Raw genomic sequence first — 15,074 nt, 5'->3', positions numbered from 1 at the left:
GATGCCCTGGTGGTCCTGGCTGCTCATCTGGAGCGCGCTGACGCTGGGTTTCCTCGCCCTTCTGTTGTGGTCCGGTGTGCGGCTCTACCGAAAAACCCTCGGTGCGCTCCGTGGCTTCGAAGCCCTGGGCGATCAGATCGCCGCACTGAACGTGGACGTCAGCCCGAGGCCGGAGCAGTTCAGACCGGCCGTCTTCACGGATCTCGCGGCGCTGCGCCACGAGGTCGAGCAGCGCGAAGCGGAACGCGTCCATCGGCGGCAGGTGCGTCGCGACGTACGGATCGTGCGGGGTAAACTGATGCGGAACGCCCGCCACGTTACCCGCTAACACAAGAGGACACGCCCTCATGCTGCAAAACCTGACCGGATGGCATTTCCTGATCATCCTCGTTGTCGTACTGCTTCTCTTCGGTGCGCCCAAACTGCCCGGACTCGCCCGGAGCCTCGGCCAGTCGATGAAGATCTTCAAGAGTGAAATCAAGAGCGACAGCGTCGACCCCGATCCCAACGCACCGACCCAGTCGAGCGGCTCCACGGGCGATGACGCCGCGAAGTCCGCGGGTCCGACCGACCCGGCCGCGAAGCCCTAGCCACCGTGGCGGTACGCACGCGTCGGCGTACGCCCGTTGAAGGCAAAATGTCGCTCGGCCAGCATCTGGTCGAGTTGCGTAAGCGCCTCTACCTAGCCGCCGCTGGCCTACTGATCGGTGCGATTGCCGGTTGGTTCCTCTCGGATTTCGTCTGGGACCAGCTGCGCGAACCGATCTACGCCATCATCAACGCCCAACATCGCAACGCGCAGATCAACTACCCCGACATCACGAGCGCCTTCGACCTCAAGCTCAAGATCTCTCTGTATGTCGGCTTGATCGTGTCCAGCCCGGTCTGGCTGTACCAGGTGTTCGCGTTCCTGGTTCCCGGCCTGACGCGCACGGAGAAGAAGTACACCTTCGGTTTTCTGTTCACCGCCATCCCGTTGTTCCTGGCGGGATGCGCGGCCGGCTGGGTCGTGCTGCCGCACGTGGTCGAACTTATGACCAGTTTCGCCCCGACCGAGGACTCCGCATTCATCAACGCCCAGGGGTACTTCGACTTTGTGCTCAAGCTCGTCGTTGCCATCGGGATCGCGTTCGTCCTTCCGGTGTTCATCGTGCTTTTGAATTTCGCCGGCGTCATCAGCGCAGCATCCATCATCAAATCCTGGCGGATCGCCATTCTGGTCATCGTGCTCTTCACCGCCATCGCCACCCCGGCGGCCGACGTCGTGTCGATGTTCCTGCTGGCAATCCCCATGGTCATGTTGTATTTTGCCGCCTATGGAATCGCCTGGCTGCACGACCGCCGCGCGGCCAGAAAAGTGCTCGCGTTCGAGAAGGAACTTGGACTCCGGGCACCCTAGGAGCCCGCTGTCGTAACTGTTAAGGATCACGTGACGCACACGCAATCGCCGGCCGAACGCTACTCGGCCGCTCGCACCCGGGCCAGCCAGCCAAAACTTCAGGCCTTCGAAAGCGGTCTCAAATTCGACCTCGACCCGTTTCAACGCGAGGCCTGCGCTTGTCTGGAGGCGGGCAATAGCGTGCTCGTCGCGGCACCGACCGGTGCCGGCAAGACGATCGTGGCCGAATTCGCGATCTACCTCGCGATGCAGCAGTCTCGAGCAAAGGTGTTCTATACCGCGCCCATGAAGGCGCTGAGCAATCAGAAATTCCAGGAGTTTGTCGCCGAGTACGGTGCGGATCAGGTCGGATTACTCACAGGCGACAGTAATGTGAACCCGGGGGCGCGCATCGTGGTCATGACGACCGAGGTACTGCGCAATATGCTTTATGCCAGTTCTGACCTGCTGACCAACCTGGCCTTTGTAGTGATGGACGAGGTGCACTACCTCGCCGACCGCTTTCGCGGCGCTATCTGGGAAGAAGTGATCATCCACCTTCCGCAACCGGTGCGGATGGTCTCGCTGAGCGCCACCGTGTCAAACGCGGAAGAATTCGGCGACTGGTTGCAGGCGGTCCGCGGCGAAACCGACGTGATTGTCTCCGAGGAGCGCCCAGTACCCCTGGAACAACACGTTCTGGTCAAGAACAACATGCTCGATCTCTTCGATTCCACCGGTTTGATCGGCACTCATCGGGTGAATCCCGAACTCGTTCGGCTGGCCCACGCCGGCGGGCGTTCGGCCGGCGGGCGCGGCCGTGGCTCCGGCCGGGAGGGCGGTTCCTCCGGAGGGTATCGGGGTCATGACAAGCACCGCCCGCAGTTCGATGCCGGCCGCATGGACCGCGGCGACATCGTGCGCATGCTCGACGGTAAACATCTACTGCCCGCGATCTTCTTCATCTTCAGCCGGGTCGGCTGCGACCAGGCCGTGCGTCAGGTGCTCCGCTCCGGTGTGCGCCTGACCCAGGAACACGAACGCGACGAAATCCGCCAGATTGTCGACGACCGCTGTCGCACCCTGCTCGACGAAGACCTCGGTGTGCTCGGCTACTTCGAGTGGCTCGACGGCCTCGAACGCGGCGTGGCAGCTCACCATGCAGGGCTACTGCCCGCGTTCAAGGAAGTCGTCGAGGAGCTTTTTCAAAAAAAGTTGGTCAAGGCCGTCTTCGCGACCGAAACCCTTGCCCTCGGCATCAATATGCCGGCGCGCACCGTGGTCCTGGACAAGCTTGAGAAGTTCAACGGTGAAGCCCGGGTGCCGATCACGCCGGGGGAGTACACCCAGCTGACCGGGCGGGCCGGCCGTCGCGGCATCGACACGCTCGGTCACTCCGTCATCCAGTGGGCCCAGGGTCTGGACCCGCAGGCTGTCGCGTCGCTGGCCTCCCGTCGAACCTATCCGCTGAATTCGAGTTTCAAGCCGACCTTCAACATGGCCGTCAACCTGATCGATCAGTTCGGCGTCGCCCGTACCCGAGGTGTCCTCGAATCCTCCTTCGCCCAGTTCCAAGCCGATCGGGCTGTCGTCGACCTCGCGCGCTCCGTGCGTCAGCAGGAAGAGTCCCTGGCCGGGTTCAAGACCAGCATGACCTGCCACCTCGGCAATTTCGAGGAGTACTCATCCATTCGACGACGGCTGACCGAGGTTGAGCGTGAAGGTACCAAGGCCGACAACTCACTCCGCGGGGAGCGCGACAAGCGGCAGCGTGAGGTGACCAGCCTGCGCAAGCAGATGCGCGCCCACGGCTGTCACCACTGCCCCGACCGCGAGGCGCACTCCCGCTGGGCTGAGCGCTGGTTCAAGCTCAAGCGGCAGACGGATGCCCTCAACCAGCAGATCTCCCAGCGCACCGGCGCCATCGCGCGGGTTTTCGACCGGGTGACCGACGTTCTGCTCGGTTACGGCTACCTCGAATCCGACGCGCGCGGAACGATCGCGTTGAGCGAAAGCGGACGCATCCTGCGCCGCATTTACGCCGAGCGGGACCTGCTCGTCGCCGAATCCCTGCGCCGCGGCCTGTGGAAGGACCTCGATGCCGCCAGTTTGGCAGCCATGGCCTGCGCTCTGGTGTTCGAGCCGCGCCGCGAGGAGGGGCTGATCGATGCCCGCTACCTGCCCAAGGGGCCGTTCCGACCGGCGCTGGACGAGACGCAAGACCTGTGGAGCCGCATCGACGACCTCGAACGCGACCACAAACTGCCCGGCAGCAATCCGCTGGCGGTTGGCCTTAGCCTGGCCATGTGGAAATGGGCCCGCGGCGCGTCGCTCGCCGATGTGCTCTACGAAGCCGAAATGGCCGCGGGAGATTTCGTGCGCTGGACCAAACAGACCATCGACCTCCTCGACCAGCTCGTGCAGGTTGACCAGCGCAGTAGCGCTGGTAACGGTCGCGTTGGGCCGACCGCGCGCGAGGCCATGGACTCGATCCGTCGCGGCATCGTCGCGTACTCCTCGGTGGCCTGAACCAGCCATGGGGGGGAGCGAGAGTGCGTTCAGCCTGCCACTGTGGGCATCCGTTCTGGTGGCGGCCGGTGCCGGCGCCATCCTCGACGCCGGATTTCCGGACCGGGACTGGTGGTTTCTCGCCCCGGTCGGCGTGGCGCTCATGTTCGTGGCGCTGCTCGGTCGAAGCCTCGGTACCGGGTTGCTGGTCGGGCTGGTCGCCGGGCTGTCCTTCTGGCTGATCCACATCTACTGGATCACTCTGTATCTCGGACTCGTGCCGTGGTTCGCGCTCGGTGGCTTGCAAAGCCTGTTCTTCGGCCTCGGCCTCGGCCTCACCGCGCTCGTTCTGCGCCACGGGCCGCGCCTCTGGCCGAGCGTCTGGGGCCGCGTCGGACTGGTTCCGGTCATCGTGGCCGGGCTCTGGACGGCCAGGGAAGCGATCAGCGCGGTCTGGCCCTACGGCGGATTCGCCTGGGGCCGAGTCGCGCTCTCCCAGTCGGAAAGTCCGTTCGGCGCGCTCGTCGCCTGGGTGGGACTGTCCGGCCTAAGTTTCATCCTGGTCTGGCTGAGCGCCCTCGCCGTGCAACTATTGCGGGAGCCCGACCTGGCCCACACCCTGCGGGTAGCCGTAGCGGTCGGCGCGGTCGCCCTCGTGCTCGCCATCCCCGCATGGCCGACGCTGCCCAGCGGCACGACCCGGCTTGCCGCGGTGCAGGGCAACGCCGACGCCGGTCTGTTTGCGGAGTATTCACCCGGTCAGATTCTGCAGGACCACACTTCGGCCACCCTGCCGTTAATCGGCGAGAGCGTGGACTTTGTGGTCTGGCCGGAGAACGCGAGCGACATCGACCCGACCCGCTCGGCGGCGGCGGCGCAGGTACTCGACTACATCAGCACCGAAATGGATGCTCCGCTCATCACGGGCACGATCACCCAGCCTGAAGACACCTATTTCAACAGTTCTCTGCTCTGGGAGGCCGGACGCGGGGCCGTCGACGTCTACGACAAGGTGCATCCGGTGCCGTTTGCCGAATATATGCCGGATCGAGCATTCTGGCGCCCGTTCGCGCCGGAGCTGATTGATCTGATCGGACGCGACTACGGTATCGGTACCCGCGACAATGTCTTCGACATCGACGGTGTGCTGGCCGGCATCGCAATCTGCTTCGACATCGCCGATGACCAGCTCGTGCAGGAGATGATCGACAGCGGGGCGCAGCTGATTCTGGCCCAGACCAACAATGCCGACTTCGGACACACCGATGAAAGCGTGCAGCAGCTCGCCATCGCCCGGCTGCGTGCGATCCAAACCGGTCGCACCGTTGTGAACATCTCCACGGTCGGGTCGAGCGCCATCATCACACCCAACGGTGACACCCTCGACAGCCTGCCCACCTTCACTGCGGGCGCCATGGTGCAGACGGTGCCGCTCAGCGACACCATCACGCCGGCGATGGTGGCCGGTCGGGGAACTGAGTGGTTGCTGTCGGGTCTGGGCCTGGCTGGTCTGGCGCTCTGCCTGGGCGCGGCTCGGCGACACCGCCGGTAAAATCCGGGTTAACCAACGACGACCCCGCCACCACGGGTGCAAGTACGGGGGTACAAGCACGTTGGTGCGGGGTCGTGCGGGGGTTTTGAGCGGTTAGGCACCGATCTTCTGCTGGCCACCACGGCGCAGACGTAACACCGAAAGGCGCTCTTCGAGCAGCTCTTCGAGTTCGTCTCTGGTGCGACGTTCCAGCAACATGTCCCAGTGGGTCCGAGGAATTTTCTCGTCGGAGTGGTCAACGACTACGGGCATGGAGTCGACGAGCCGAGTCGCCGTCCGTGCGCAGTACTTGCATTCCCATTCGTCCGGAGCCTCGGCTTCGGCCGAAAAAATCATTACCGTCTCGCGTCCGCATGTTTCACACCGGTAAGTGTGGCCCACTCGGGGGGAGAAGGTGACGCCTTCTTCGCTCTGCAGGCTTTGTGCGCCCAATCTCATGCCACGCAAACTGCGGTCAGCCATAGTGTGGTCTCCTCTCGCTCGCAATCACAGATCGATCACGATGCCTTCATAGTTCTAAACCATCAAGCTGGGCGTTAACCTTCCCAGTCCCCCCGTTCTGGGAGGTAACTCTCAGGTTCGGCGAGTAATAGCGGCCACGGCCAGATCTGCACGGTCCGTGACGAGGCCGTCAACTCCGCTGTCGAGGAGTCGAATCATGTCGATCGGATCGTTCACGGTCCACACATGCACCTCGACATCGACCCGATGCATCATCGCGATAAATCGGGGAGTGACTATGCGCACCGGTCCGAGGCGTTCGGGCACCTGCACAGCGACGCACCCCTGCAGGGTGCGTCGAACCAGGGCGGTCAGCCCCAGATTCGTCGCGGCGACGGCCTGGGCCACGAGTGACGATGACGCCGACGACACCACGCCGGGGAGAAGGCTGAGAGCGTGCCGCCGCCGTGGTTCGTTGAACGAGGTCACGAGCACTCGCTCAGAGGCCCGCTGATCGAGAATCGCCCGCGCGGTCGGCTCCGCCGCAGCATCACTTTTCATATCAATGTTGAACAGGGCGTCCGGAAAAGCTTCCAGAGCATCGCTGAGCGACGTGAACCCCTGGCCCTCGCCCAGACTGATGCGTTTGAGCTCGACCATGGTCAGCTGATCAATGCGCACATCCCGACCCAGCCGCGTGAGGTCGGGGTCGTGGCTGAGCACCGCGACACCGTCGAGTGATACCTGCACGTCGGTCTCGAGGTGCGTGGCTCCGGTCGCGAGCGCCTTCACGAAGGCTAGCAGCGTGTTTTCCGGGGCGGCCTGGGTCAGGCCCCGATGCGCGAACACCCGGGGCGGCGTCCCGCTGAGAAACACCGACTGGGCATTTTCGGCCACCGGCTAGCCCTGCGGCGAAACCGGGGGAGCGGATGCTGCCGGTGCGGCCGCGCCGGCAGCATCCGCCGGGTTCGCACCAGCAGTCTGGGCACCGTTTTGTTGGGGACCGCTGTGTTGGGGACCGCTGTGTTGAGCACCGCTTTGTTGAGCACCGCTTTGTTGAGCACCGAACGCGCTGCCGATTCCCTTCATCGCCTCGGTGAGTTCACTCGGAACGATCCAAAGCTTGTTGGCGCTTCCTTCGGCGAGCTTAGGCAGGGTCAACAGGTATTGGTACGCCAGCAGCTTGGGGTCGGGGTCGCCATCGTGGATGGCCTTGAATACGGTCGTGATCGCTTCGGCCTCACCCTGGGCGCGCAGGACGGCAGCCTTGGCGTCGCCCTCGGCCTCGAGAATGGCCGCCTGGCGGGCGCCCTCGGCGGTGAGGATCGCGGACTGTTTGGTTCCCTCAGCGGTGAGGATGAGCGCACGGCGGTCACGTTCGGCGCGCATCTGCTTTTCCATCGAGTCCTGAATGGAGTGCGGCGGTTCAATGGCCTTGAGCTCAACTCGGCCGACACGAATGCCCCACTTACCGGTGGCTTCGTCGAGCACGATGCGGAGCTGGCTGTTGATATTGTCCCGGCTGGTGAGGGCCTCTTCGAGGTTCAGGCCACCGACGACGTTACGCAGGGTGGTCGTGGTGAGCTGCTCGACCGCGCCGAGGTAGTTGTTGATCTCATAGGTGGCCGCCCGGGCATCCGTCACCTGAAAATAGACGACGGTATCGATCGAGACGACGAGGTTGTCCTCGGTGATGACCGGCTGCGGAGGAAAGGACACGACCTGCTCGCGAATGTCGAGGAGGGGACGCACCCGGTCGACGAACGGCACGAGCAGGTTCAGACCGGGCAGCAGGGTCTTGTGGTACTTGCCGAGGCGCTCGACCACGCCGGCGTTGCCCTGCGGAATGATGCGAATGGCGCGCAACAAAATGACGATGACGAACACCGCCAAAACGGCGAGCAGGGCGAACACGAAGATCTGTCCGATGAAGGCTGCGGGGTCAAGCATGATTCTGGGTCCTTTCGGCGGAGATGACGACGGCGGTGGAGCCTTCGATGAGGTGCACGGTGATCGCCTGTCCGGGATCAACGGATCCGTTGTCGGTGGTGCCGGCCGGTCCGACCAGGCGCGCGGTCCAGGTTTCACCGTTGGCCAGTTTGACGAGCCCGCCGGTCTGGGTTACCGTCGCGACGACGCGACCGGTCATGCCGATCAGGGCGTCGATATTGCTCAAGGCCGGATCGCCGCCCCTGCGCAGGGCACGCAGCAGGAACGGCCGGATGGTGAGTAGGAGCAGCACCGAAAGGCCGGCGGCGACGACGATTTGCAGCCACCACTCCAGACCGAGCAGATTGGCGCCCAGGCCGCCCAGGCTGCCGATGGAAATCATCAGGAAGGTGAATTCCAGGCTCAGGAGCTCGATCGTTACGGCGACGAGAATGAAGACGAGCCACAGAATCCAGAGATAATCAGTCAGGTCGACCATGGGTGCCACTTTCCCCAATCCATTTCCTCTGAAACTAGCAGGTGCCACCGACAACACGCCGGGGGAGCGACCGGTGCTTGTTGATATGGTCGACAGGCGAGTGTGTGGCAGTCGATGCCCGCCTCATCTAAATTCGACGTGAATGACTAACGTGCATGACTACCGGCGTGCATGAAACTAAAAGGAGCCCCCGTGACCAATCCACTTGCAGCAGGATCACTCGAGGGCAAGCGTGTACTCGTCACCGGCTCGTCCCGCGGTATCGGTGCCGATACTGTCGGGTACTTCGCCGAAGCCGGCGCCAGGGTCGTCATTAATTACCGCAATAAGGAGGCCCGCGCGAACAAACTCGCCGACGCCATTCGCGCTGCCGGCGGTACGGCCATCACGGTCGGTGCCGACCTGACCGACCCGGCCTCGGTCGCCGCGATGTTCGAGACCATTCGCACCGAATTCGGCGGCCTCGATATTCTGGTGATGAACGCCTCGGGCGGCATGGAGAGTGGCATGGCCGCCGACTACGCCATGACGTTGAACCACGATGCCCAGGTGAACCTGCTCAACGAAGCGGTCCCGCTGCTCGGTGATGACTCCCGCGTCGTGTACGTCACCAGCCACCAGGCGCACTTCATCAAGACCACGCCGACCATGCCGGAGTATGAGCGGGTGGCTCGCAGCAAGCGTGCCGGTGAGGATGCCCTGCGCGCGGTGATCCCGCAGCTTGAGGAATCCGGAATCGGCTTTGTCGTGGTCTCCGGCGACATGATCGAGGGCACCATCACGGCGACACTGCTCGAGCGGTCCAACCCCGGTGCTCTCAGCGCCCGTAAGGAAGCGGCCGGTCGCTTGTACAACGTCAGCGAGTTCGCGGCCGAGGTCGTAGCCGCTGCGGTTGAGCCGGTTCCGGTCGGCAACACCCGCTACGTGGGCGACACGATCGGGTTTACGGGCGAATAGCATGACCACGAACACGGCGAACCCGGAATCGGAGATGCAGGTTGCAGACAGCCACGACCTGATCCGTGTGCAGGGCGCTCGGGAAAACAATCTCAAGAACGTCAGCGTCGAGATTCCCAAGCGCCGGCTGACCGTGTTCACGGGCGTGTCCGGCTCGGGCAAGAGCTCACTAGTGTTCGGCACCATTGCTGCCGAGTCGCAACGCATGATCAACGAAACGTACAGCACCTTCGTGCAGGGCTTCATGCCGACCCTGGCCAGGCCCGACGTCGATGTGCTCGACGGGCTGACGACGGCCATTATCGTCGACCAGGAGCGGATGGGGGCCAACGCACGCTCCACCGTCGGCACCGCCACCGACGCCAACGCCCTGCTGCGCATCCTGTTCAGCCGACTGGGCGACCCGTACCTCGGCTCACCCCAGGCGTATTCGTTCAACGTCGCCTCGATCACTGGAGCGGGCGCCGTTTCGATCGAACGCGGGGGACAGACCGTCAAGGAACGCCGCAGCTTCAGTATCATCGGGGGCATGTGTTCCCGCTGCGAGGGTCGGGGATCGGTCACCGATATGGACCTCCGCGCGCTCTACGACGACACCAAATCCCTGAACGAGGGCGCACTGACCATCCCTGGCTACAGCATGGACGGCTGGTTTGGACGTATCTTCAATGGCTGCGGCTTCTTCGACCCCAACAAAGCGATCAAGGACTTCACCACGAAGGAACTCGCCGACCTCCTCCACAAGGAGCCGACCAAGATCAAGATCGAGGGCATCAACCTCACCTACGAAGGCCTGATTCCCAAGATCCAAAAGTCGATGCTCACCAAGGATGTTGACTCGCTGCAGCCGCACATTCGAGCGTTCGTGGAGCGTGCGGTGACCTTCACCGTTTGCTCCGACTGCAACGGCACCCGACTGAACGAGGGCGCGCGATCGTCGACGATCAACGAAATCAGCATCGCGGATGCCTGTGCGATGCAGATCAGCGACCTCGCCGAGTGGGTTCGTGGCCTGAACGACTCGTCCGTCGCGCCGCTGCTTACCGCGTTGGAGCTCCTGCTGAACTCCTTCGTGCAGATCGGGCTTGGTTACCTGTCCCTGGACCGGGCGTCTGGCACGCTCTCCGGCGGCGAGTCGCAGCGTACCAAGATGATCCGTCATCTCGGATCTTCACTCACCGACGTGACCTATGTCTTCGACGAACCGACCATCGGACTGCACCCGCACGACATCCAGCGCATGAACACCCTTCTCGTCCAGCTGCGCGACAAGGGCAACACGGTGTTGGTGGTGGAGCACAAGCCGGAGATGATCGCGATCGCCGACCACGTCATCGACCTCGGGCCGGGTGCTGGTTCGGACGGCGGCGAGGTGGTCTTCGAGGGCTCTCTCGCCGGGCTTCGCAGCAGCGGCACGTTGACCGGTCGGCATCTGGATGACCGGGCCGCCGTCAAGTCGACCGTGCGTGCACCGTCGGGTGTCCTGCCGGTTCGCGGCGCCAGCGCCCATAACCTGCAGAACGTCAATGTCGACATTCCGCTCGGTGTGTTGACCGTGCTCACCGGTGTGGCCGGGTCCGGTAAGAGTTCGCTGATCACCGGATCGGTCTCGGGTCGGGACGGTGTGGTGACCGTCGACCAGGGCACGATCAAGGGGTCGCGGCGCAGCAACCCGGCGACGTACACCGGCATGCTCGAGCCGATCCGCAAGGCATTCGCGAAGGCCAACGGCGTGAAGCCGTCGTTGTTCAGCTCCAATTCCGAGGGCGCCTGCCCCAACTGCAACGGCGCCGGCGTCATCTACACCGACCTGGGAATCATGGCGGGTGTCGCCATTCCCTGTGAGGTCTGCGAGGGCAAGCGGTTTCAGGCATCCGTCCTCGACTACCACCTCAATGGGCGCGACATCAGTGAGGTGCTGGCGATGTCGGTGACCGAGGCCGAGCAGTTCTTCGGTGCGGGGGAGTCACGCATTCCGGCGGCGCACGCAATTCTCTGCCGGCTCGTCGACGTTGGCCTCGGATACCTCAGCCTCGGCCAGCCGCTGCCGACGCTCTCCGGCGGTGAGCGGCAGCGGCTCAAGCTCGCCACGCAAATGGCCGACAAGGGCGATGTCTACGTTCTGGACGAGCCGACCGCTGGCCTGCACCTTGCCGACGTTGAGAATCTGCTCGGACTGCTGGATCGGCTGGTTGACTCCGGTAAGTCCGTCATCGTGATTGAGCACCACCAGGCGGTCATGGCGCACGCCGACTGGATCATCGACCTGGGCCCCGGCGCCGGGCGCGACGGCGGCCGAATCGTCTTTGAGGGAACGCCCGCCGATCTCGTGGCCGGGCGTTCGACGCTGACCGGCGAGCACCTGGCAGCCTACGTCGGCGCCTGATCCGGCGTTACCGCAGTGATGTTCGGCCCGCAGTTCGGCGGGCCGGACAACCCTCTCGACCACTCTCGGGCATGTGACTGATAATGCACATTATGTCAAGTACTACTTGATAGGAGTCATTGTTTCAAGCAACCACCATCGCCGCATACCGTCCGCGATTACGGAGAGGAGTCCTCAGCACGATCCACGTTCGCATCAGCTGGAGGTCAACTGTTTTAGTCTGGCCCCCGTTTGTGGACACGGGTTCAGTGGCGAGTTGAACTTCCGCGGTCCGTGCGGTTTCCTACTATGTAGGATATCCTTACCTAACCAACCCCTGCGTACCGTTCGAAAGTATTCTCGTGCTCCTCACCATGCCCGCACCACGACTGACCCTCCTTAATGGCTCAGACGACGACGTCGCATTCGTCACCGGTAGTGGAGACCTCAGCTACGCCCAGCTAGCCAGGATGGTCGCCATACGCCGTCTCGAGCTTGGTAGTGTCCGCCGACTCGTGATGCTGGAGGCAGCAAATGCCGTCGAGCCGATCGTTACCTACCTTGCAGCTCTGGAAGGTGGCCACCCGGTGCTTCTGGTCGCACCGGGTGACGATGAAGCATCACGGACTCATCGCGCGTCACTGGTTGAACGGTTCGACCCTGACGTCATTGCTGTCCGCGACGGGGACGGCCCGTCCCTGCGGGAGATGCGGCCTGGATCCACGCACAGCTTCTCCGACGACCTAGCCATGCTGGTGAGCACCTCCGGGTCCACCGGGTCGCCGAAGCTCGTTCGGTTGTCCCGGCAAAACCTGCTGAGCAACGCACAAGCCATTGCGGCGTACCTGCGTCTCACGCCTGCAGACCGGGCAGCAACCACGCTGCCGATGCATTACTGCTACGGCCTCTCGGTCCTGAACAGCCACCTCGTGTCGGGAGCGAGCGTCGTCCTCACCGAGCGATCGGTGGCCGACGCAGCGTTCTGGGACGAGGCCGGGATGCATCGGATCACTTCTTTCGCGGGCGTGCCCTACACCTTCGAGCTTCTCGAGGCGGGCAATTTCACGGATCGGTTGCCAGCGAGCATCCGCTACCTCACCCAGGCCGGCGGCCGCCTCGCCCCAGAATCGGTGCGCCGCTTCGCACGCCTCGGTGAGCGTCGCGGGTTCGAATTCTTCGTGATGTACGGGCAGACAGAGGCCACTGCGCGGATGGCATACGTCCCCGCGGAGCTCGCCGACCATGCCGCCGGCAGCATCGGCCGCCCCATTCCTGGAGGTCACCTGCGCATCGATGCCGAGGCGGGAGCGGACGTCGGCGAACTCGTCTACGAAGGCCCCAACGTCATGCTCGGCTACGCCGAGACACCGGCCGACTTCGCATTGGGGCGCACGGTCCACGAGCTTCGCACCGGCGATCTCGCCCGGCACCGCGAGGACGGCATGTTCGAGGTCGTCGGACGGCTAAACCGATTCGTGAAAGTGTATGGACTCCGGGTCGACCTCGATTCCGTCCAACGCCTCCTCGCCGAGGAAGGAATCGAAGCCCGAACGGCAAGCACCGGAGAACGCTTGCTCGTATTCATCCGTGCGGCCCGGTACGTCGACAGGGCACGAACCCGCACCGCTGTGCTACTCGGAATCCCCACGCACGCTATACACGTCTACACGGTTAGCGAGTTTCCTCGCACAGCCAGCGGCAAGCCCGACCTTGCCTCGCTCGTCCGTTATGCCCAGATGATCGACGCCCAGAAGACGTCGACAGCAGCGAACCCCGGGCAGGTCGCAACCTCCGACATGATCCGTAACCTGTTCATCGTGCTCCTCGGGCGCCCAGACGCGACCATCGACGACACTTTCGCCGGGCTCGGCGGGGATTCGTTGAGCTACGTCGAGGTGGCCCTACGGCTGGAGGATCTCCTCGGCGCGTTGCCGCGGGATTGGCCAGCACAATCGGCCCGGAACCTCGCGTCCTCGGCCGACGGCCCTCCCCCGCAGGCTGACAGCACGGCCGTGGGCGAAACGGCGAAGCGTGGAGCGGCGACAGTCGGAGCGTGGAAGGCCCGCTTTCCCCGGGTCGAGACTCCAGCCGTTCTCCGCGCACTCGCAATCGTGCTGATCGTCGGCACCCATGCCGACCTGATCACTGTGCAGGGCGGCGCGCACCTGCTGCTCGCCGTCGCCGGATACAACCTGGCCAGGTTTCAGCTCGCCGACGTTGCGGGGGCCACGCGCGTTCGCCGCCTGCTCAGAAGCGCAGCCCAGATCGCGATTCCGGCCACGCTGTGGATAGGGGCCGTCGCCGTGCTCACCGGCAAGTACACCTGGACCACAGCGCTGCTGGTCAACCACCTCGTCCCCGGCGACGGCAAGTGGAACGAGCAATGGCATTTCTGGTTTCTCGAGGCCGCCGTCTGGACCATGCTCGGTTTTGCGGCAATGTTCCTAATTCGCCCGATCGACCGCCTCGAACGACGGCACCCGTGGACGTTCCCGATCGCCCTGTTCGCGGCAGCCGTGACGACCCGATTCGCACTCGTCGGCATCGAGGCAGAAGGAATTGAACGATACACCCCGTTCACCGTGCTCTGGTCTCTCGTGCTCGGCTGGGTCATCGCCCGGGCCGACAATAACTGGAAGCGTGTGGTGGCATCGTCAGCGGCGATCGTCGCCACGATCGGATTTTTCGGGGATCCAGCACGCGAAGCAGTTGTGGTGGCCGGAATACTGTTGCTGATCTGGATGGAACGGCTGCGGATGCCGCGCGCCCTCGTTCCGGCCGTTCGACTGCTGGCCAGCGCATCCCTGTTCATCTACCTCACCCACTGGGTCGTCTACCCGACTTGGGAGGCCAGTGCCCCCTGGTTCGGAATGGTCTCGTCACTAGCCATCGGCGTCGCGGCGTGGTATCTGTATCGACTGGTCGGCCGAGCATTCAATCACGTTGCCACCACAGGCTTGAGGAGCCGAAACCACTTTGCAATCCGAAGTTGAACCGCTTGACATCAAGGGATCGAGCCAACCGAGCATGAATCGATGGGCAGCGGAGGGGAGCGGGAGATTTCGCTCCCAAGACATGAGTTGCCGCGAGCCAGAGGCGGTACTCGAGCGGAATCCTTTCCTGCACCGGACTCCAGGTGTTCCCGCAGCGCCACGACCACGAGACCGAGTGCTTCACTCGTGCCAGCCGTAGCGACGATGTCCTCGGCCTCGGCCTCGGCCTCGCACCGCACTCCTCTGGCATGCTTCAGGTGGTCGGCGATTTCCACGCGCAGGGCCACGGTGCCCTGCAGGGGTGGTTCGGTCTATGGAATGGGTCTCGCGGCGGCCAGGCACCACGCGGCCGTCCAGGCCCGCCCCGACAATCTTCGGGTCGACGGGTATCCTGGTGTCAAATCCAGCACATCAAGCGGATGCTGCTGACCCGCGTTCACCATCGGTCGCGC

At 63.9% G+C, this 15,074-nt stretch carries 12 protein-coding genes; 8 read left to right on the top strand and 4 right to left on the bottom strand.

All coding sequences use genetic code 11. The features are described 5' to 3' along the window. Position 1 precedes the first annotated feature (1 nt). The 5 genes from E3T43_RS05415 to lnt are packed head-to-tail and all read left to right on the top strand — an operon-like array spanning position 2 to position 5,438. Entirely contained in the window at positions 2-328 is a 327-nt protein-coding gene (locus E3T43_RS05415; protein ID WP_134471633.1) for a hypothetical protein, read from the top strand. Positions 329-347: 19 nt separating this feature from the next. Then, positions 348-590 (top strand): twin-arginine translocase TatA/TatE family subunit, encoded by a 243-nt coding sequence (tatA, locus tag E3T43_RS19555; protein ID WP_134471632.1) that lies wholly within the window; start codon positions 348-350, stop codon positions 588-590. Between the two features lie 47 nt (positions 591-637). Next, a complete protein-coding gene (gene tatC / locus E3T43_RS05405) occupies positions 638-1,399 on the top strand; it encodes a twin-arginine translocase subunit TatC (protein ID WP_092448602.1) in 762 nt (253 codons plus the stop codon). A 30-nt stretch (positions 1,400-1,429) separates the two neighbouring features. Then, on the top strand, positions 1,430-3,907 hold the full coding sequence (locus E3T43_RS05400; RefSeq protein ID WP_134471631.1) for an RNA helicase: 2,478 nt from the start codon (positions 1,430-1,432) through the stop codon (positions 3,905-3,907). 7 nt (positions 3,908-3,914) lie between these two features. Next, complete coding sequence (gene lnt / locus E3T43_RS05395) at positions 3,915-5,438, top strand: apolipoprotein N-acyltransferase (protein ID WP_134471630.1); 1,524 nt, start codon at positions 3,915-3,917, stop codon at positions 5,436-5,438. 93 nt (positions 5,439-5,531) lie between these two features. Here lnt and E3T43_RS05390 read toward each other — a convergent pair whose 3' ends face one another. The 4 genes from E3T43_RS05390 to E3T43_RS05375 all read right to left on the bottom strand — a co-directional run bounded on the left by E3T43_RS05390 (position 5,532) and on the right by E3T43_RS05375 (position 8,307). Further along, the gene (locus E3T43_RS05390) at positions 5,532-5,900 is read right to left on the bottom strand and encodes an RNA polymerase-binding protein RbpA (RefSeq protein ID WP_134471629.1); all 369 of its coding nucleotides are present in this window, start codon (positions 5,898-5,900) and stop codon (positions 5,532-5,534) included. Between the two features lie 111 nt (positions 5,901-6,011). Continuing rightward, on the bottom strand, positions 6,012-6,776 hold the full coding sequence (locus E3T43_RS05385; protein ID WP_241978834.1) for a glycerophosphodiester phosphodiesterase family protein: 765 nt from the start codon (positions 6,774-6,776) through the stop codon (positions 6,012-6,014). 3 nt (positions 6,777-6,779) lie between these two features. Continuing rightward, the gene (locus E3T43_RS05380; protein WP_134471628.1) at positions 6,780-7,829 is read right to left on the bottom strand and encodes an SPFH domain-containing protein; all 1,050 of its coding nucleotides are present in this window, start codon (positions 7,827-7,829) and stop codon (positions 6,780-6,782) included. Next, positions 7,822-8,307 (bottom strand): NfeD family protein, encoded by a 486-nt coding sequence (locus E3T43_RS05375; RefSeq protein WP_134442035.1) that lies wholly within the window; start codon positions 8,305-8,307, stop codon positions 7,822-7,824. Before E3T43_RS05375 ends, E3T43_RS05380 begins: the two co-directional genes overlap by 8 nt. Positions 8,308-8,499: 192 nt before the next feature. Between E3T43_RS05375 and E3T43_RS05370 the strand changes: the two genes are divergently transcribed. From E3T43_RS05370 to E3T43_RS05360, 3 genes are all read left to right on the top strand, one after another. Further along, entirely contained in the window at positions 8,500-9,264 is a 765-nt protein-coding gene (locus E3T43_RS05370; protein WP_134443964.1) for an SDR family oxidoreductase, read from the top strand. Position 9,265: 1 nt separating this feature from the next. Beyond that, positions 9,266-11,650 (top strand): excinuclease ABC subunit UvrA, encoded by a 2,385-nt coding sequence (locus tag E3T43_RS05365; protein WP_134471627.1) that lies wholly within the window; start codon positions 9,266-9,268, stop codon positions 11,648-11,650. Between the two features lie 341 nt (positions 11,651-11,991). Beyond that, the gene (locus E3T43_RS05360) at positions 11,992-14,622 is read left to right on the top strand and encodes an AMP-binding protein (RefSeq protein ID WP_134471626.1); all 2,631 of its coding nucleotides are present in this window, start codon (positions 11,992-11,994) and stop codon (positions 14,620-14,622) included. The last annotated feature ends 452 nt before the right edge of the window (positions 14,623-15,074 follow it).

The sequence above is a fragment of the Cryobacterium sp. Hh7 genome, assembly GCF_004403155.1.
Lineage (GTDB): Bacteria > Actinomycetota > Actinomycetes > Actinomycetales > Microbacteriaceae > Cryobacterium > Cryobacterium levicorallinum.
This window is presented reverse-complemented; position numbering and strand designations above follow the sequence as displayed.